At 70.5% G+C, this 17,888-nt stretch carries 17 protein-coding genes; 12 read left to right on the top strand and 5 right to left on the bottom strand.

Annotated elements, in window-relative coordinates:
- The first annotated feature begins 4 nt into the window (after positions 1-4).
- Entirely contained in the window at positions 5-457 is a 453-nt protein-coding gene (locus PGN23_RS11415; RefSeq protein WP_335303000.1) for a DUF3429 domain-containing protein, read from the top strand.
- 15 nt (positions 458-472) lie between these two features.
- Here the strand turns inward: PGN23_RS11415 and PGN23_RS11410 are convergent, their stop codons facing one another.
- Positions 473-1,516 carry a mannose-1-phosphate guanylyltransferase/mannose-6-phosphate isomerase gene (locus tag PGN23_RS11410; protein WP_335302999.1) on the bottom strand — a complete coding sequence of 348 codons (1,044 nt, stop codon included), beginning with the start codon at positions 1,514-1,516 and terminating at the stop codon, positions 473-475.
- Between the two features lie 142 nt (positions 1,517-1,658).
- Here PGN23_RS11410 and PGN23_RS11405 point away from each other — a divergent pair, with 142 nt between their 5' ends.
- The 6 genes from PGN23_RS11405 to map are packed head-to-tail and all read left to right on the top strand — an operon-like array spanning position 1,659 to position 9,995.
- On the top strand, positions 1,659-3,047 hold the full coding sequence (locus tag PGN23_RS11405; protein WP_335302998.1) for a TIGR03013 family XrtA/PEP-CTERM system glycosyltransferase: 1,389 nt from the start codon (positions 1,659-1,661) through the stop codon (positions 3,045-3,047).
- A gap of 1 nt (position 3,048) precedes the next feature.
- Positions 3,049-5,100, top strand: a complete 2,052-nt coding sequence (gene prsK, locus PGN23_RS11400; RefSeq protein WP_335302997.1) for an XrtA/PEP-CTERM system histidine kinase PrsK — start codon at positions 3,049-3,051, stop codon at positions 5,098-5,100.
- Positions 5,097-6,455, top strand: a complete 1,359-nt coding sequence (gene prsR, locus PGN23_RS11395) for a PEP-CTERM-box response regulator transcription factor (RefSeq protein WP_335302996.1) — start codon at positions 5,097-5,099, stop codon at positions 6,453-6,455. The genes prsK and prsR overlap by 4 nt, the downstream gene beginning before the upstream one ends.
- A complete protein-coding gene (locus tag PGN23_RS11390) occupies positions 6,448-8,355 on the top strand; it encodes a tetratricopeptide repeat protein (RefSeq protein WP_335302994.1) in 1,908 nt (635 codons plus the stop codon). Before prsR ends, PGN23_RS11390 begins: the two co-directional genes overlap by 8 nt.
- 32 nt (positions 8,356-8,387) lie before the next feature.
- Positions 8,388-9,200: an ATP-binding protein gene (locus PGN23_RS11385; protein WP_335302993.1), complete on the top strand. Its 813-nt coding sequence runs from the start codon at positions 8,388-8,390 to the stop codon at positions 9,198-9,200.
- Positions 9,201-9,227: 27 nt separating this feature from the next.
- A complete protein-coding gene (gene map / locus PGN23_RS11380; RefSeq protein WP_335302992.1) occupies positions 9,228-9,995 on the top strand; it encodes a type I methionyl aminopeptidase in 768 nt (255 codons plus the stop codon).
- Between the two features lie 53 nt (positions 9,996-10,048).
- Here the strand turns inward: map and PGN23_RS11375 are convergent, their stop codons facing one another.
- On the bottom strand, positions 10,049-11,839 hold the full coding sequence (locus PGN23_RS11375; RefSeq protein WP_335302990.1) for an ABC-F family ATP-binding cassette domain-containing protein: 1,791 nt from the start codon (positions 11,837-11,839) through the stop codon (positions 10,049-10,051).
- A gap of 136 nt (positions 11,840-11,975) precedes the next feature.
- On the opposite strand from PGN23_RS11375, the gene PGN23_RS11370 reads away from it, so the two are divergent.
- The 3 genes from PGN23_RS11370 (at position 11,976) to PGN23_RS11360 (ending at position 14,360) form a co-directional block, all read left to right on the top strand.
- On the top strand, positions 11,976-12,287 hold the full coding sequence (locus tag PGN23_RS11370; protein WP_335302988.1) for a hypothetical protein: 312 nt from the start codon (positions 11,976-11,978) through the stop codon (positions 12,285-12,287).
- A 23-nt stretch (positions 12,288-12,310) separates the two neighbouring features.
- Positions 12,311-12,976: a response regulator transcription factor gene (locus tag PGN23_RS11365; RefSeq protein ID WP_335299518.1), complete on the top strand. Its 666-nt coding sequence runs from the start codon at positions 12,311-12,313 to the stop codon at positions 12,974-12,976.
- A 76-nt stretch (positions 12,977-13,052) separates the two neighbouring features.
- On the top strand, positions 13,053-14,360 hold the full coding sequence (locus PGN23_RS11360; protein ID WP_335305508.1) for a sensor histidine kinase: 1,308 nt from the start codon (positions 13,053-13,055) through the stop codon (positions 14,358-14,360).
- A 115-nt stretch (positions 14,361-14,475) separates the two neighbouring features.
- Here PGN23_RS11360 and PGN23_RS11355 read toward each other — a convergent pair whose 3' ends face one another.
- From PGN23_RS11355 to PGN23_RS11345, 3 genes are all read right to left on the bottom strand, one after another.
- Entirely contained in the window at positions 14,476-14,847 is a 372-nt protein-coding gene (locus PGN23_RS11355) for a hypothetical protein (RefSeq protein WP_335302984.1), read from the bottom strand.
- Positions 14,848-15,023: 176 nt separating this feature from the next.
- A complete protein-coding gene (gene gpmA, locus PGN23_RS11350; RefSeq protein WP_335302983.1) occupies positions 15,024-15,710 on the bottom strand; it encodes a 2,3-diphosphoglycerate-dependent phosphoglycerate mutase in 687 nt (228 codons plus the stop codon).
- Complete coding sequence (locus PGN23_RS11345) at positions 15,711-16,175, bottom strand: GNAT family N-acetyltransferase (protein ID WP_335302982.1); 465 nt, start codon at positions 16,173-16,175, stop codon at positions 15,711-15,713. It lies immediately after the preceding gene.
- A 63-nt stretch (positions 16,176-16,238) separates the two neighbouring features.
- Between PGN23_RS11345 and PGN23_RS11340 the strand changes: the two genes are divergently transcribed.
- Both PGN23_RS11340 and PGN23_RS11335 read left to right on the top strand, forming a co-directional pair.
- Positions 16,239-16,961 carry a dienelactone hydrolase family protein gene (locus PGN23_RS11340; protein WP_335302981.1) on the top strand — a complete coding sequence of 241 codons (723 nt, stop codon included), beginning with the start codon at positions 16,239-16,241 and terminating at the stop codon, positions 16,959-16,961.
- Positions 16,958-17,884 (top strand): NAD(P)H-dependent flavin oxidoreductase, encoded by a 927-nt coding sequence (locus tag PGN23_RS11335; RefSeq protein WP_335302980.1) that lies wholly within the window; start codon positions 16,958-16,960, stop codon positions 17,882-17,884. Before PGN23_RS11340 ends, PGN23_RS11335 begins: the two co-directional genes overlap by 4 nt.
- Positions 17,885-17,888 lie beyond the last annotated feature (4 nt).

The following is a 17,888-nucleotide window of genomic DNA, read 5'->3' as shown; positions in this document are numbered from 1 at the left end:
GCGCATGGATCGATCCGCGCGCATTTCGACCGACAGTGTCATCTTCGGCTATGGCCCGATGCTTCCGCTGGTGGCGGCGGGCATCGGGGTCTGGGTGCTGCCGGGCGGCTGGCCGGTCATCGTCGTCCAGCTGGCGATCGTCTGGGCCGCGCTGATCCTGTCGTTCATCGGCGGCGTGAGGCGCGGGTTCGGCTTTGCGACGCCGGGCGCCTCCACCCCGGTCGAGATCGCCGCGGCGGTGGCCTATGTGACGATCGCCGGCCTGTCGCTGGTCGTCAGCCGGGCGGCGATCGCGGTGGCGCTGCTGGCGGCGGGCTACGCCCTGGCGGCGCTGCTCGACCGACGCGCCGCGCTCGCCGGCAATGCGCCGACGCATTTCGCGCGGCTGCGCCCGCCGCAGCTGCTGCTGGGCTGCGCCGGACTGGCGGCATGCTGGGCGTGGCTGTTGAGCGGCTGAGGCGCCTCAGCGGCCTCAGCCGTTTTTCATCGCATCGAGCAGCAGCTTGACGTCCTGACTGCGGCCGCGGGGGACGATGAGGACGTCGTTGCCGCTGGCGACGACGATCAGGTCTTCGACGCCGACCATCGCGATCTTGACCCCGTCGCTACGCGCCAGGCAATTGCGGCTGTCGAGCATCACCACCTCGCCGCCGTGCACGTTGCCCCCCTCGTCGCGTTCGCTGATCGCGTGCAGCGCGTCCCAGCTGCCGACGTCGCTCCACCCCATCGATACCGGCACCACGGCGACGCGGTCGGCCTTTTCCATGACGGCATAGTCGATCGAATCGGAGGGCGACGCCGCGAAGGCGTCCTTGTCGGGGAAGATGCGGACGCCCTCGCGCCGGGCGGCGTCTAGCGAGCGGGTGACGGCGTCCAGCATCTCGGGGCAGAAGGTGCGCAGCGCCTCGACGAAGGCATCGGCGCGGAAGAGGAAGATGCCGCCGTTCCAGGCATAATCGCCCGACGCGACCATTTCCTGCGCGACGTCGCGCTTCGGCTTCTCGACGAACCGGGCGGCGCGGTGGACGCCCGGCGCGATGGCGTCGCCGACCCGGATATAGCCGTATCCGGTTTCCGGCGCGTCGGGCGTGATGCCGAAGGTGACGAGCCAGCCGTCGTCGACCATCGGATGCGCGGCGCGGATCGCGGCGTGGAAGGCGTCGACGTCGTTGATGACATGATCGGACGGCATGACCAGCAGCGCGCTGTCGGCGGGCGCGGTGAGCGCCGCCAGCGCGATGGCGGGGGCGGTGTTGCGCCCCATGGGCTCCAGGATCAGCGCCTGCGCCGGCATCCCGGCGCTGGTCAGCTGCTCCTCCAGCTCGTCGGCGTGAGCGGCGTTGGCGACGACGATCGGCTCTGCGAAGCCCTCACCCCTGGCGCGCCCCGCGGTCAGTTGAAGCATGGTTTCCTCGGCGGTCAGCGAGAGGAACTGCTTGGGACGTTCCGGCCGCGACATCGGCCACAGACGGGTACCCGATCCACCCGAGAGGATCACCGGCACGATGTTCGACAATGATTTTCCCCCTGACGACCTGCCTCGATCGCGACCGCCATAACGGATCGGAGCGCGACATGCTCCCCGCTCTTCAACCTTTATTTGCCATTTCCGGCGATAGCGGAGGTGCCCCTCGTCGCCCGCAGGATCCCGTTTCCGGATGGTTCGCCTTTTCAAGCATTACGTGCCGAACGCGGTGCTCCTGCTGGGCGTGCTGGACTTCGCGCTGCTGCTGATGGCGGCGGAGGCGGGATGGCAGGTCCGCGCATGGCAGATCGGCATGGACCCGGAGAGCCTGCACACCCGCATCCCGCAGCTGCTGTCCTTCGCGATCCCGTTGCAGGTCGCGATGGTGGCGGTGGGCGCCTATGGCCCCGGGGCACTGCGATCGGTGCGGTTCGCGACCTCGCGCCTGCTGGTCGCGGTGTCGCTGGGCATCATCTTCCTGTCGGTGATCTTCTTCCTGCTGCCCGCGATCACCTTCTGGCGATCCAACCTGTTCTACGCGATGGTCGTGTCGATATCGGCGCTGATCGCGATCCGGCTGGCGGCGGGCAGCGTCATCGGGGGCGAGGCGCTGCGCCGGCGTGTCGTCGTGCTGGGGGCGGGGCCGCGCGCGGCGCGGATCAGGGAACTGGCGGCGCGGCCGGGGGCGAACTTCTCGGTCGCGGGCTATGTCGCGATGGAGACGCCGGAGGTGATCGTCGGCGAGGCACGGCCGCGCGACGCGATCGCCAATCTGGCCGACCACGTGCTCGCGCTGCGCGCGTCCGAGGTGGTGCTGGCGATCGAGGAGCGCCGCAACGCGCTGCCGCTCGGCGACCTGCTGCGGGTGAAGACCACCGGGGTGGTGGTCTGCGAGATCTCCACCTTCCTGGAGCGCGAGACGGGGCGGGTCGACCTGCAGAGCGTCCATCCGTCCTGGCTGATCTTTTCCGATGGCTTCTCGTCGGGGCGTTTGCTGTCCGCCGCGGCCAAGCGCGCGTTCGACATCGTCGTCAGCCTGCTGTTGCTGGCGATGTCGCTGCCGCTCGTCCTGCTCGCCGCCGTCGCGATCCGCATCGAGACGTCGGGTGCCGCGCTGTACCGTCAGCGGCGGGTGGGGCTGTACGGGCAGACGTTCGAGATCGTGAAGCTGCGCTCGATGCATGTCGGCGCGGAGGCGGCGGGATTTCCGGTGTGGGCGGCGCAGGACGATCCGCGGATCACGCGCGTCGGTCGCCTCATCCGCAAGGTGCGGATCGACGAACTGCCGCAATGCTGGAGCGTGTTGAAGGGCGAGATGAGCTTCGTCGGCCCGCGGCCCGAGCGACCCGAGATCGTCGCCGAGCTGTCGCGCGCGATCCCCTTCTACGCCGAGCGGCATATGGTGAAGCCGGGGATCACCGGCTGGGCGCAGATCAACTATCCCTACGGCGCGTCGATCGAGGATGCGCGCCACAAGCTGGAATACGACCTGTATTACGCCAAGAACTACTCGCCCTTCCTCGACCTGTTGATCCTGGTGCAGACGCTGCGGGTGATCCTGTGGCCGGAAGGTGCGCGCTGACATGGTGAGCGCGACCGCGGTCATCTGGATCCACGCGCTGGTGGCGCTGCTGTTCTGCGGCGTGGTGGCGACCTATCCGCGGACGCAGGCGCTGTCGGTGCCGCGGTGGCTGATGCTGACCGCGGTCGCCGCCAGTGCGGCATGGGCGCTGTCGACGGCGGGGATCAGCAGCCATGACGTCGCCACGCGCGCGGCGGGGGCGGCGCGCGATCTCGCCTGGCTCGCGGTGCTGGCGGTCGTCGCGCGCGCGGCGGACGGTGGGGCGGCGCGGGCGCGGCTGGGCGTCTATGCAGCGACCGCTGGCTGCATCCTGCTCGCCGCGGCCACGGCGATCGCCGCCGAGCTGGCCCCGGATGCGCATACGACCGCGCTGCTCGAGTCGACCGCGCTGACGCTGCGGATGCTGGGGACGGTATCCGCGCTGGTGCTGGTGCAGCGCGCCTCGATCGAGGAGGGGGCGTCGGGGCGCCAGGTGGTCGTCGCGGCGCTGGCGCTGATGTGGACGACCGACCTGACGATCGACCTGCTGGCATGGATCATCGAGGCGCGCCCGGCGGTGCTGACGGTCGCGCGCGGCGCGGTGATGGTGGCGGTCGCGCCGCTGATCGCCTTCGCCGCGCACCGCGGGGACGAGGGGACGATCCGCGCCTCGCGCACGATCACGCTGCGCGCCATCGTGGCGGTCTGCGTCGGGCTGTATGTCGTCGTCAGCGGGATCGTGATGGGCTATCTCGGCTCCCTGGCGGGCGAGAATGCGCGGACGGTGCAGACCGCGTTCGTCTTCGGCAGCGCGGCCAGCACGCTGACGCTCGCCTCCACCCCCTGGCTGCGCGGGTGGGCGAAGGTGGTGGTCGCCAAGCATCTGTTCCGTCACCGCTACGATTATCGCACCGAATGGCTGCGCTTCACCGACACGCTGGGGGTGCCCGGCGGAGCGGCCGAGGCGCTGGAGGTGCGCGTCATCAAGGCGATGGCGGACATGACCGCCTCGCCCGCGGGCGTGCTGCTGACGGTACGCGACGGGGCGCTGGCCGCGCGCGCCGCGTGGCGGTGCGACGAGGCGCCGGACCGTGCGGGCAGCGAGGCGCTGGTCGATCATCTCCAGACGTCGCGCCGGATCGTCGATCTGGATGCCATACGCGCCGGAGACTCCGGTGACGCCGAGGCCGGGTTGATCCCGGCGTGGCTGCGCGAGTGGGAGGCGGCATGGGCGCTGATCCCGCTGATCCATGTCGACCGGCTGGTGGGGGCGATCGCGCTGGCGCGTCCGCCGCTGGCCCGTGCGCTCGACTGGGAGGATTTCGACCTGCTGGGCGTCGCGGGGCGGCAGGTGGCGAGCTATCTGGCGGAGGACGGTGCGCACGGCGCACTTGCGGAGGCGCAGCGGTTCGAGGAGTTCAACCGCCGCTTCGCGTTCATCCTGCATGACATGAAGAACCTGGTCAGCCAGATGGCGCTGGTGGCGCGCAATGCGGAGCGGCACGCCGACAATCCCGCATTCCGTGCCGACATGATCGCGACGTTGCAGGACACCGCGCAGCGCATGACGACGCTGCTGGCGCGCCTGTCGCAGCGGCCCGCGGGGAGCGCAGGGAGCGAGCGCGGCGCGGTATCGCTCGACGAACTGGCACGGCGGCTCGCGACGGGGCGCCGCGCGCAGCACCCGGTAACGGTAACGGCGACGGGCGACGGCGCGACCTGGGCGCTGGCCGATCGTGCGGCGCTGGAGACGGTCCTGGGGCACCTGATCCAGAATGCGGTGGAGGCGAGCCCGGCCGACGTGGCGGTCACGCTGACGGTGGCGCAGCGGGGCGGCGAGGGGATCATCGCGGTCACGGATCGTGGCGCGGGGATGGCGCCGGCCTTCGTACGCGACGGGCTGTTCCGCCCGTTCGTCTCCAGCAAGCCGACCGGCTTCGGGCTGGGCGCCTTCGAGGCGCGGCAGCTGGTGCAGGCGATGCAGGGCCGGCTGGAGGTGGAGAGCCGCGAAGGGGTGGGGACGACGTTCCGCGTCGTCCTGCCGCGCGCCGAAGAGATGGAGGAGGCGGCATGAGTGAGGCGAAGCCGGCGCTGCTGATCGTCGAGGACGACCTGGGGCTCCAGCGACAATTGCGCTGGGCGTACGAGGGGTATGAGGTGGTCGTGGCGAGCGATCGTGCCACCGCGATCGAGGCGCTACGCCTCCACGAGCCGCAGGTGGTGACGCTCGACCTGGGGCTGCCGCCCGATCCCGACGGCACGACCGAGGGGCTGGCGACGCTGGCCGAGATCGTGGCGCTGAAGCCGGATACGAAGGTGATCGTCGCCTCCGGCCACGGCGCGCGGGACTCCGCGGTGGCCGCCATCGCGGGCGGGGCATGGGATTTCTATCAGAAGCCGATCGATATCGACCAGCTCGGGCTGATCGTGGCACGCGCCTTTCACGTCCAGGCGCTGGAGGCCGAGAACCGCCGACTGGCGGCACGGGTCGAGGGGAGCGAGGGGCTGGGCGGGCTCATCACCGCCGCGCCCGAGATGCTGAAGGTGACGCGTACGATCGAACGGCTGGCGCGCGCGGACATCACGGTCATGCTGCTGGGGGCGAGCGGCACCGGCAAGGAGGTGCTGGCGCGCGGGCTGCACGACGCCTCGGCGCGCCGCGACCGGCCCTTCGTCGCGATCAACTGCGCCGCGATCCCCGAGACGCTGCTGGAAAGCGAGCTGTTCGGGCACGAAAAAGGCGCGTTCACGGGGGCGGTGAAGACCACGCCGGGCAAGATCGAACAGGCCGACGGCGGTACGCTCTTCCTGGACGAGATCGGCGACGTGCCGCTGCCGTTGCAGGTAAAGCTGCTGCGCTTCCTGCAGGAACGCGTGGTCGAGCGGATCGGCGGGCGCAAGGCCATCGCGGTCGACACGCGGATCGTCTGCGCGACGCATCAGGATATCGACGCGATGGTCGCCGATGGCCGGTTCCGCGAGGACCTTTACTATCGGCTGGCGGAGATCGTGGTGCGAATCCCGTCGCTGGCGGCGCGATCCGGCGATGCGGCGCTGCTGGCGCGGCACTTTCTGGCGAAGTTTGCGCGCGCCTCGGGAAGCGGCGTCACGGGGTTTTCGGCGGATGCGCTGGCGGCGATCGATGGCTGGAGCTGGCCGGGGAACGTGCGCGAGCTGGAAAATCGCGTGAAGCGGGCGGCCATCATGGCGGAGGGGAAGCTCGCCACCGCGATCGACCTCGATCTGGCAGAGCCGGCAGCGGGCGCGATGCCGCTCAACCTGCGCGCCGCGCGCGAAGTGGCGGATCGCGCTGCGATCCGGCGCGCGCTGGCGCACGCGGACGGCAATATTTCGGGCACGGCGAGGCTGCTGGGGGTGAGCCGGCCGACCCTGTACGACCTGCTCAAGGGCTATGACCTGCATGCGTGACAGGGCGGCGCGGCGGAAACGGACGCTGTTGCGCTGGTGGCCGGTGGCGATGGTGGCGATCGTCGGCCTGGTCGCGGTGTGGGCGATGCGACGCCCCGCGCGCGTCGATCCGACAGTCGCGATGCGCGAGGGTCAGGCAGCGGTGGCGCGGGGGAATTACTCCGCGGCGCGCAACCACTTCCTGGCGGCTGTGCAGGCCGCGCCCGCAGACGGCGGGGCGCAGCTGGCGCTGGCGCGGACCTGGCTGCTGCTGGGGGAGGGGCTGGCAGCGCAGGGCGCGATCGATCGGGCGGCCAGCGCGGGCGTGACGCGGGAGGCGCTGGCGCCGTGGCGCGCCGCGGCAGCGCTGGCGCAGGGCGATGACCAGGGGGCGCTGACCGCCGCGCAGGCGGCCGGGGAGGCGCCGGTGGCCCTGCGCGCGAAGGCGATGGCGCTGGCCGACATGGGCGACGGGGCGGCGGGGGTGGCGACGCTGCGCGCGCTGCTGGCGCGCACGCCCGATGACGCGGCGGCGTGGACCGATCTGGGGCGCGTGCAGCTGACCCTGGGAGATGTCGGCGGCGCGACGCAGGCGGTGTCGCGCGCGGTGGCGCTGGACCGGCGCTACCCCGCGGCGCTGGTGCTGGCGGGCGAGGTGATGCGCAGCCGCTACGGCCTGATCGCGTCGCTGCCGTGGTTCGAGGCGGCGTTGCGGCTGGACGCGTATTTCCACCCCGCGCTGATCGAATATGCGGCGACGCTGGGAGACGTGGGGCGCAACGCGGACGCGCTGGCGGCGGCGCGGCGCGCGCTGGCGGCACGGCGCGACAGCCCGCAGGCGCTATATGTGCTGGCGGTCATGGCGGCGCGTGCGGGCAATATCGCATTATCGGGGCAATTGCTGGAGCGCACCGGCGGGGCGCTGGACGGATTGCCGGGCGGGCTGCTGCTGTCGGGCGGGGTCGATTATGTCGCGGGGCGCTACGAGCAGGCGGTCGTCAAGTGGCGGGCGCTGGTCGGGACGCAGCCGATGAACGTGCCCGCGCGCCGCCTGCTGGGAGCGGCGCTGCTGCGATCGGGGGATGCGGCGGGCGCGCTCGACGTGCTGCGTCCGATCGCGCTGCGTGCCGATGCCGACAGCTACACGCTGGGGCTGGTCGGGCGCGCGTTCGAGGCGCAGGGAAAGCGCGACTGGGCGGCGCGCTTCCTCGACCGCGCGGCCGATCCCGTGGCGGCCATGGCGGCGCCGTTCGGACAGGACGACAGCACCGCCGTGCTGGCGCAGGCCGTGGTGGAGGCGCCGGGCGATCCGCGCGCCGCGGTGTCGCTGATGCGCGGGCTGCTGGAGCAGGGGCGCACGGGCGAGGCGCTGGAGGGTGCGCAGGCGCTAGTCCGACAGTCGCCCGGCGCGCCCGCGGCGCATGTGCTGGAGGGCGACGTGCTGATGGCGCAGCGCCGGGCCGGCGCCGCCGCGTCGAGCTACGCGCGCGCCGCCGATCTGCGCTTCGACCAGCCGGTCATGCTGCGACTGGTGGAGGCGCGCGTGCTGGCGGGGAATGCCGCGGGGGCGGCCGATACGCTGGCGCTGTACCTGGCGCAGAACCCGCGCGATATCGTCGCGCGGCGGGCGCTGGCCGGGTTGCAGAGCGCGGCGGACGACGACGATGCGATCGATACGCTGGAGCGGCTGCGCGGCGATCTGGGCGGGCGCGACGCGTTGCTGCTGGCGGGACTGGCCGACGCCTATGTCGCGGCGGGCGATCCGGCGTCGGCGCTGCCGATCGCGCGTGCCGCCTACCGCCTTCAACCGATGAGCAGGCGGGCGAGCCACGCCTGGGGCGCGGCGCTGTCGGCGAGCGGCGACGGCGCGCGCGGCGCGACGCTGCTCGAGAAGGCCGCGGCGATCACACCGGCGGGTTGAGCCGTCCGCGCCGGACGCGTAGCGGAAGGGGGATGACCGACCCGATGGACCGTATCGCCGCCGCGCTGGAGCGGCTGTCGCCCCCCCCGCCGCCGCAGGCGGACGCGACCGCGCACCCCGCCTATGTCTGGCGCGAAGGCGCGCTGGTGGCGGCGCGGGACTTTCGTCCGCTGCCGATGGACATGCTGCACGGGGTGGAGGCGCAGAAGGACGCGCTGGTCGCCAACATGCGGCGGCTGGCGGCGGGGCATGCCGCGCAGGACGCGCTGTTGTGGGGCGCGCGCGGCACCGGCAAGTCGGCGCTGGTCAAGGCGGCGGTCGCGCAGGTCCAGCGTGACGGCGGCGCGATCGCGCTGGTGGAGGTGGCGGCGGATCGGCTCGACACGCTGCCGCGGCTGTTCGATGCGCTGGCACCGGCACCGCGCGCCTTTGCGGTGTTCCTCGACGACCTGGGCTTCGATGCGGCGGCGGATGCGCGTGTCCTGCGCTCGCTGCTGGAAGGCGGGGCGGAGGCGCGGCCCGCCAACGTGCGGCTGATCGTGACATCGAACCGCCGCCACCTCGTCACCCGCGACATCCGCGAGCAGGAGAGCGCGATCAACCCGCGCGATTCCATCGACGACCAGATGGCGCTGGCGGATCGCTTCGGGCTCAGCCTGGGCTTTCACGTGGTCGATCAGGACGGCTATTGCGCGATCGTGCGCGGCTATGCCGAGCGCTACGGGCTGCCCTTCGACGCGGCGGACGCGATCCAATGGGCGACGCGCCGCGGCAGCCGGTCGGGGCGCGTCGCGTGGCAATATGTCGTCGAGCTGGCCGGGCGCGAAGGAAAAGCGCTGGTGTGACAAGGCGCTGCGCCGCATAGCGCCGCGATGGTCAAGACCCCTCACGAACTGGCGCTGATGCGCGTCTCCGGCCGGCTGCTGGCGTCCGTGTTCGAGATGCTGGACCGCACCACGCTGTCCGGCATGTCGACGCTGGCGGTCAACGATCTGGTCGAGCGGTACATCACCGACGATCTGGCCGCGCGTCCCGCCAGCAAGGGGCAATATGATTTCCCCTTCGTCCTGAACTGTTCGATCAATCAGGTCGTGTGCCACGGCGTGCCGGATGCGGCGGAGATCATCCGCGACGGCGACATCGTCAACCTGGATATCACGCTGGAAAAGGGCGGCTTCATCGCCGATTCCAGCAAGACCTATATCGTCGGCGAGGTGCCGCCCGCCACGCGCCGGCTGGTGAAGGTGGCACAGGACGTCATGTGGAAGGGCATTGCCGCGGTGCGCCCCGGCGCGCGGCTGGGTGATGTGGGCGCGGCGATCGAGCGGCATGCGAAGAAGAACGGCTATTCGGTGGTGCGCGAGTTCTGCGGTCACGGCATCGGGCGCGAGATGCACGAGGAGCCGGAGGTGCTCAACTTCGGGCGGCCGGGCACGGGTGTCGTGCTGCGCGAGGGCATGGTGTTCACGGTCGAGCCGATGGTGAACCAGGGGACGCGGCGCACGGTGACGCGCGACGACGGCTGGACGGTCGAGACCGCGGACGGGAAGCTGTCGGCGCAGTTCGAGCATACCGTCGCGGTGACCGCGACCGGGGTGGAGGTACTGACGCTGCGCGCGGGGGAGCGGGTGACAAGGTAGCTCCCGTCCCGTTCGCTCAGGCCGAACGGAGGTTGGATCGGGGATCCTGCGATTCAGGCCATCCCCTCGACCATCTCGGCCAGTTCCAGCCAGCGCATCTCTGCCGCGTCCTTTTCCTCGCGCAGCGCCGCGACCTCCTTCGACAGGCGGTCGAAGGTGGCGAAGTCGCGCATGTAGAGCGCGGGGTCGGCGAGCTTCGTCTCGGCCGCGGCCACCTCGGCATCGATCGCCTCGATCCGTTTGGGCAGCAGGTCGAAGTCGCGCTGGTCCTTGTAGCTGAGCTTCGCGCGCGACGGCGGCGGCGGGGGCGGGGGCGGGGCGGCAGCGGGTTTCGACGCGGCCGACTTGCGCGGTTCGTGGCGGCGGGTGCGCTTGGCCTCCCAATCCTCGTACCCGCCAGCGACGACGTCGACCGTGCCCGAGCCGTCCAGCCCGAGCGTGACCGTCACCGTGCGGTCGAGGAAGTCGCGGTCGTGGCTGACGATCAGGACGGTGCCGCCGTAATCCGCGATCACCTCCTGCAACAGGTCGAGCGTTTCCAGGTCGAGGTCGTTGGTCGGCTCGTCGAGCACCAGCAGGTTGGACTCGCGCGCGAACTCGCGTGCCAGCAGGAGGCGCGAGCGCTCGCCACCCGACAGCGTACCCACCTTCGCCTCGGCCAGATTGGGGTCGAAGAGGAATTCCTTGAGATAGCCGTGCAGGTGCTTGCGCACCCCCAGCACGTCGATCCACTCGCCGCCGTCGGCCAGCACCTCGCGCACCGTCTTGTGCGGCGCCATCAGGCTGCGCTGCTGGTCGATGACGATGCCGTCGAGCGTCTTCGCGCGCTTCACCTGACCGCTGTCGGGCTCGATTTCCCCGGTCAGCAGCTTGAGCAGCGTCGACTTGCCCGCGCCGTTGCGCCCGACGATGCCGATGCGGTCGCCGCGCGCGACGCGCAAGGTCAGGTCGCGGATGATCGTGCGGTCGCCGTAAGCCTTCGTGACATGCTCGGCGTCGATCACGATCTTCGTCTTGACGTCGTCGGACGCGACCTGGAGCGCGGCGGCGCCCTGCGGCCCCATCATCGCGGCGCGCTCGGCGCGCATGTCCTTCAGCTTCGCCAGGCGGCCCTGGTTGCGACGGCGACGGCCCGTCACGCCGCGCTGGAGCCAATGTTCCTCGATCTTCAGCTTCGCGTCGAGCCGCTGCGCATTGCGCTCCTCCTCGGCATAGACCGCCTCGGTCCAGGCATCGAAGCCGCCGAACCCGACCTCCGCCCGGCGCAGCTGCCCGCGATCCATCCACAAGGTCTGCTTCGTCAGGCGCGTGAGGAAGGTGCGGTCGTGGCTGATGACGACGAAGGCGCCGGTGAAGCGCTTGAGCCAATCCTCCAGCCACTCGATCGCGGCGATGTCGAGGTGGTTGGTCGGCTCGTCGAGCAGCAGGATGTCGGGATCCATCGCCAGCGCGCGGACGATCGCGGCGCGGCGGCGCTCCCCGCCCGATGCGGTCGCCGCCTCGCGCGACAGGTCGATGCCGAGCTGGCCGGCGATCGCCTCCGCCTCGTACCGGGCGGGGGCGCCGGCGCCGTCGAGGACGTAATCCTCCAGCGTGGCGAAACGGGACACGTCGGGGTCCTGCTCCAGCATGACCACCTTCGTGCCGGGCACGATCGCGCGGCGACCCTCGTCGGCCTCGATCGCGCCCGCGATCAGCCGGAGCAGCGTGGACTTGCCCGCACCGTTGCGCCCGATCAGCGCCAGCCGGTCGCGCGCGCCGATATAGACGTTCAGGTGCCGGAACAGCCAGCCGGAGCCCTGAACGACGCCGAGATTCTCGTAAGCAAGAAGGGGTGCAGCCATCGCGCGCACCTAGGGCGTGAGGCCCGATCCGGCAACCGCGGCGGCGCCGCGACGTTGTTGGGGCCATTCGACGGGTCGCGACCATTCACAGGCTGTTCAACGCGCCCCGCCTATGCCAGCAATCGTGAGAATGCCGATGTCCCTCCTCCCTATCGTCCTTGCCGGGGCCGGTGCCGTCGTGGCGCCCGCTGCTCCCGTGGCGGCGGCGGGCGTGGAGCAGGAGCGCGACGGACTGGCCGCATTGCAGGCGACGCGGCAGGGCCGCATCCTGCCGCTCAAGGAGATCGAGCGGCGCGTGGTGCCGCAGATGAAGGGCGCGCAGTATATCGGTTTCGACCTGGAGATGCCGAGCGGCATCTACACGCTGAAGTTCCTGCGCGAGGGCGAGGTGATCTGGGTCGACGTCGACGGCCGCTCGGGGCAGGTGATCGGCCGGACCGGCCGCTAGATCTAACAGGACAGGGAGACGATATGCGCGTGCTCATCGTGGAGGACGAGCCGAACCTCGGCCAGCAGCTGAAGGCGACGCTGGAGGGAGCGGGCTATGCCATCGACCTCGCCACCGACGGCGAGGAAGGGCATTTCCTGGGCTCTACCGAGAGTTACGATGCGATCGTGCTCGACCTGGGGCTGCCCGAGATCGACGGGCTTACCGTCCTCGACCGCTGGCGCAAGGAGGGGAAGACGACCCCGGTGCTGGTGCTGACCGCGCGCGACAGCTGGTCCGACAAGGTCGCCGGGCTGGACGCGGGCGCCGACGACTATGTCGCCAAGCCGTTCCAGACCGAGGAACTGATCGCCCGCCTGCGCGCGCTGATCCGGCGTGCGTCGGGCAACGCCTCCTCCGAGCTGACCGCGGGCGACGTTCGCCTCGACACGCGCTCGGGCAAGGTCACGCGCGCGGGCGAGCCGGTGAAGCTGACCGCGCAGGAATACAAGCTGCTCAGCTACCTGCTGCATCACAAGGGCAAGGTGGTGAGCCGGACGGAGCTGATCGAGCATATCTACGATCAGGATTTCGACCGCGATTCGAACACGATCGAGGTGTTCGTGACGCGCATCCGCAAGAAGCTGGGCCAGGACGTCATCACGACGATCCGTGGGCTCGGCTACAGCCTGGACGACCCGGACGCCTGATCGCGTGACGTCCGATCGAGATATGACGGCGCCGGACACCATCGCGCTGCGCGCGCGCGGGTCGCTGTCGCGGCGCATGATCCTGATCGCGGCGCTGTGGATTTCGCTGCTCCTGGCGGGCGGCGGGTTCGCGCTGGACCGCGTGCTGGCGGCGGCGGTGACGCGCAACGCCGACGATCAGCTGGAATATGTGCTGCGATCATTGCTCGTCTCGGCCGAAATCGGGCCGGAGGGTGAGGTGATCTTCAACCGGGAACCCGCGGATCAGCGGTTCCTGGAGCCCTATTCGGGGCTGTATTGGCAGGTGTCGGCGCCGGGGCGGGAGGCGTTTCCCTCGCGCTCGCTGTGGGACCGGCTGCTGGCGTACGGTGCACCGCACGACGATCGCACCGTCCACAGCTACGACAGCACGCAATTTCGCGACGAGAAGCTGCGCATCGTCGAGCGCGACGTGAAGCTGCCTGGCTCGGCGGTGCGCTGGCGGTTCCAGGTCGCGTCGAGCCGCGAGGGGCTGGACGCGCAGATCGGCATCCTGCGGCGGACGCTGGTGCGCAGTTTCGTGCTGCTGGGCGTGGGGCTCATCATCCTGGCGGCGTTGCAGACGTTCTACGGGCTGTGGCCGCTGCGCAAGGTAAGGCTGGAGATCGCGAAGATGCGCGCGGGTCGTGCCAACCGCATCGTCGGCGACATGCCGCTGGAGGTGCTGCCGCTGGTCGAGGAGCTGAACGCGCTGGTCGCGCACAACGAGACGCAGGCGGAGGAGGCGCGGCGCCACGCCGGGAACCTGGCACATGCGCTCAAGACGCCGCTGACGGTCATCATGAATGCCGCCACCGCGCAGTCCGACGATCTGGCCGACACCGTGATCCGCGAGGCGCGCACGATGCGCCGGCAGGTCGACCACCATCTGGCGCGCGCGCGCGCGGTGGGGCGGCGGGGATCGGCGCACAGCCGCGCGGAGGTATGGCCCAGCGTGGAGTCGGTCGAGCGCGCGGTGCGGCGGCTCTATCCGCATGTCCGTATCGACATGGACGGCGGCAAGGGCCTGATCGCGCATATCGAGCGTCAGGATCTGGACGAGATCATGGGCAATCTGGTCGAGAACGCCGCCAAATACGGCGGCGGCAGCGTGTTCGTGACGGTGGGAGCGCAGGCCGGTTTCGTCGAGATCATGGTCGAGGACGACGGCATGGGCATCCCGGAGGCGGATCGCATCCGGATCTTCGATCGCGGGGTGCGGCTTGACACGGGGAAGCCGGGGACCGGGCTGGGTCTCGCGATCGTGCGCGACGTGGCGGAGATCTACGACGGGACGGTGACGCTGGAGGAAAGCGAGGACCTGGGCGGGTTGCTGGTGCGGCTGCGGTTGCCGATGGCGGGGTGAGAGTGCCGACTACGGTCAGACGGCATCCGTCATTGCGAGCGTGGCGACGCCATCCAGTGGTCCGCTCGGTGCCCCGGATTGCTTCGCTTCGCTCGCAATGACGATGGTCGGGGGGTCAGTGCTTCACCGCCAGATCGGTGAACTGTTCGTTGCGGCTGACGATCTCGTACACGGGTTGCCCGACGCAGGACTTCTCGCCCGCGGCCTTCGTGGCGGGGTCGCGCTTGTCCTCGACCAGGACCTGCTGCCCCTTCGCGCTGAAGGCGCGCGGGCCGTCGCCGTCGTTGCCGTCGATCATCCCGCACACCGTCGTCCCGCCGATGAGGCGGACCGCGGTGAAGGTGGATGTCTTGCCGCCGGGGACGCCCTGTACCGCCATCATGCCGGCGCGCGCCGCCTTCACGAGCTTCGCATCGGCATAGGTGTCGCCGCCATCGTCGCACGCGGCGAGGAGGGCGAGGGGGAGGATGAGCGCGCGGCGGGTCATGCGGGGAGTGTGGCGGGGCTGATCCCCGGCCGCAAGTGTTCGTCGCAACGCCCTACTCGTCATTCCCGCGAAGGCGGGAATCCATAAACGCCGCCGTGTCGCTTGCTTCCATGACCTGCGCGTCTGGATCCCCGCCTCCGCGGGGATGACGTTGCTTTTTGAGGCGAGTGCGCCGCTCAGCGCTCGCTGAGATAATAGCGATCGGTCGCGTTCAGGGCGTCGTCCAGCTCGTAGACGATCGGTTGGCCGGTGGGGATTTCCAGCCCCGTGATCTCGTCGTCGGGGATGTTCGACAGATGCTTCACCAGCGCGCGCAGCGAGTTGCCGTGGGCCGAGATCAGCACGCGCTGGCCGTCCTTCAGCGCGGGCGCGATGCGCTGTTCCCAATAGGGCAGGACGCGCGCGATCGTGTCCTTCAGGCTTTCGGTCGCGGGGATGGCGATACCGGCGTAGCGACGGTCGGACGACAGGTCGAACTCGCTGCCCGCGTCGAGCGGGGGCGGGGGGATGTCGAAGCTGCGGCGCCAGATATGGACCTGCTCGTCGCCGTGCTTCGCCGCGGTCTCCGCCTTGTCGAGCCCGGTCAGGCCGCCATAGTGACGCTCGTTGAGGCGCCAGTCCTTCTCGACCGGCAGCCACAGCCGGCCCATCGCCTCCAGCGCGAGGTTCAGCGTCTTGATCGCGCGGGTCTGCAGGCTGGTGAAGGTCTGGTCGAAGTCGAGGCCCTTCGCCGCCATCAATTCGCCCGCGGCACGCGCCTCCGCGACGCCCTTTTCGGTGACGTCGACGTCCCACCAGCCGGTGAAGCGGTTCTCCAGGTTCCAGGCGGACTGGCCGTGGCGGATCAGGACGAGCGTGGGCATTCAGTTTTCCCCTAGATCGAGCATGAAGAACTGGTTGTGCGGGCTGGCCGCGTAATCGGCGAAGGGCGGGCAGGAGACGAAGCCGGCGCGACGGTACAGCGCCAACGCAGCGTCATAAGCGGCGGTGGTGCCGGTTTCGAGGTAGAGCCGGCGATAACCGCGCGCCCGCGCGGTGGCGACGATGCGGTCCAGCACCGCACGACCAGCGCCCTTGCCGAGATAGTCGGGGGCGGCGCGCATCGACTTCACCTCGCCGCTGGTGGCGTCGAGCTGCTTGAGCGCCCCCATGCCGGCCAGCGTGTCGCCGTCCCAGGCGGACAGGAAGGTGATGTCAGGCCCGCTCAGCGCATCGGCGTCGAGCGCGAAGGCGAACCCGTGGGGCACGTTGCCGTGCTGTTCGGCGACATGCGCGCGCAGCAGGTCGGCCAGCGCCGGATTGTTCGGATCGTCGACACGCACGTCCATCGCCTTGCCCCCCTTCGCGTGTCGCTCTAGCGAATGGAGCGAACGAGACAACAGGAGAGGGCGATGACGATCCAGCGCCGCACCATCGTGCATGACGGCCCCGGCGGGCGGTTCGAGGGCGTATTCGCATGGGACGACGCGCGGGCCGGGGCGCGGCCCGGCGTGCTCGTGATCCCCAACGTGCTCGGCCAGAAGGAGTCCGACAACCGCAAGGCGGAGGATCTGGCCGCGCTCGGCTATGCCGCGTTCGCCTGCGACGTCTTCGGACAGGGAAAGCGCGGCGAGCCGGGGCCCGACATGGCCCGCTATATGAACGAAATGAATGCGGATCGGGCGCTGCTGCGCGACCGGCTGGCGACGAGCCTGGCGGTGCTGAAGGCGCAGGACGAGGTCGATGCGGCGAAGACCGCGGCGATCGGCTTCTGCTTCGGCGGCAAATGCGTGCTCGATATGGCGCGCGCGGGGCTGGAGACGCTGGGCGGGGTCAGCTTCCACGGGGTCTACGACCGGCCGGATTATGCGGCGGTCGACCCGATCGCGATGAAGCTGCTGGTCTGTCACGGCTGGGAGGACCCGCTGGCGCCGCCCGCGACCACCGTCGCGCTGGCGCAGGAGCTGACCGCCGCGAAGGCCGACTGGCAGCTGCACGCCTACGGCCATGCCGGCCACGCCTTCACCGACGAAAGCCGGCGCGATTCGACCATGCCGGGCGTCGCCTACGAACCGCGCGCGGACCGGCGCAGCTGGCAGGCGATGCGCCACTTCCTGGAGGAGGTGTTCGCATGAGGACGCGGATCACGCAGATGCTGGGGATCGAGAAGCCGATCATCCAGGCGGCGATGGGCTGGATCGCGCGGTCGCCCTTGTCGTCCGCGGTGTCGAACGCGGGCGGGATGGGGATCATCGAGACGTCGTCGGGCGAGCTGGACGCGGTGCGCGACGAGATCGTCAAGATGCGCGCGCTGACGAGCAGGCCGTTCGGGGTGAACGTGGCGCAGGCGTTCGTGCGCGATCCCTCGATCGTGCAGTTCGTGATCGACCAGGGGGTGCGCTTCGTCACCACCTCCGCCGGCGATCCGATGAAATATACCGCGATGCTGAAGGCGGCGGGGCTGACCGTGTTCCACGTCGTGCCGAACCTGGCCGGTGCGCTGCGCGCGGTCGAGGCGGGGGTCGACGGGCTGATCGTCGAGGGCGGCGAGGGCGGCGGGTTCAAGAACCCCAGGGACGTCTCCACGATGGTGCTGGTGCCGCAGGTGGTCGCCGCGGTCGACGTGCCGGTGGTCGCGGCGGGCGGGATCGTCGACGGGCGCAGCATGGCCGCGGCGTTCGCGCTGGGCGCCGAGGGGATATTGATGGGCACGCGGATGCTGACCGCGACGGAATGTCCGGTGCACGACAACTGGAAACGGGCGATCATCGCGGCGGACACGACCGATACCGTCTTCCTCAACCGCGCGGGCCCGGGGCCGGCGCTGCGTGCGCTACGGACGGAGCGGACGACGCGGATCGAGCGCGAGGGGGCGCCGGACGGGATCTTCGCGGAGTTCGCGAACACGCAGGCGGTCTATTTCGGTGGCGACCTGGAGGCGGGGGTTGCGCTGACCGGGCAGGTCGCGGGGCGGATCGAATCGGTGAAGCCGGTCGCGGAGATCTTCGAGGAGACGATGCGCGAATATGCCGAGGTGGTGGCGGGAATGCCGCGATAACGGG

It is taken from the genome of Sphingomonas adhaesiva, from assembly GCF_036946125.1.
Taxonomy (GTDB): domain Bacteria; phylum Pseudomonadota; class Alphaproteobacteria; order Sphingomonadales; family Sphingomonadaceae; genus Sphingomonas; species Sphingomonas adhaesiva_A.
Note: the sequence above shows the minus strand (reverse complement) of the source record. Positions and strands in the feature narration are given on the sequence as shown.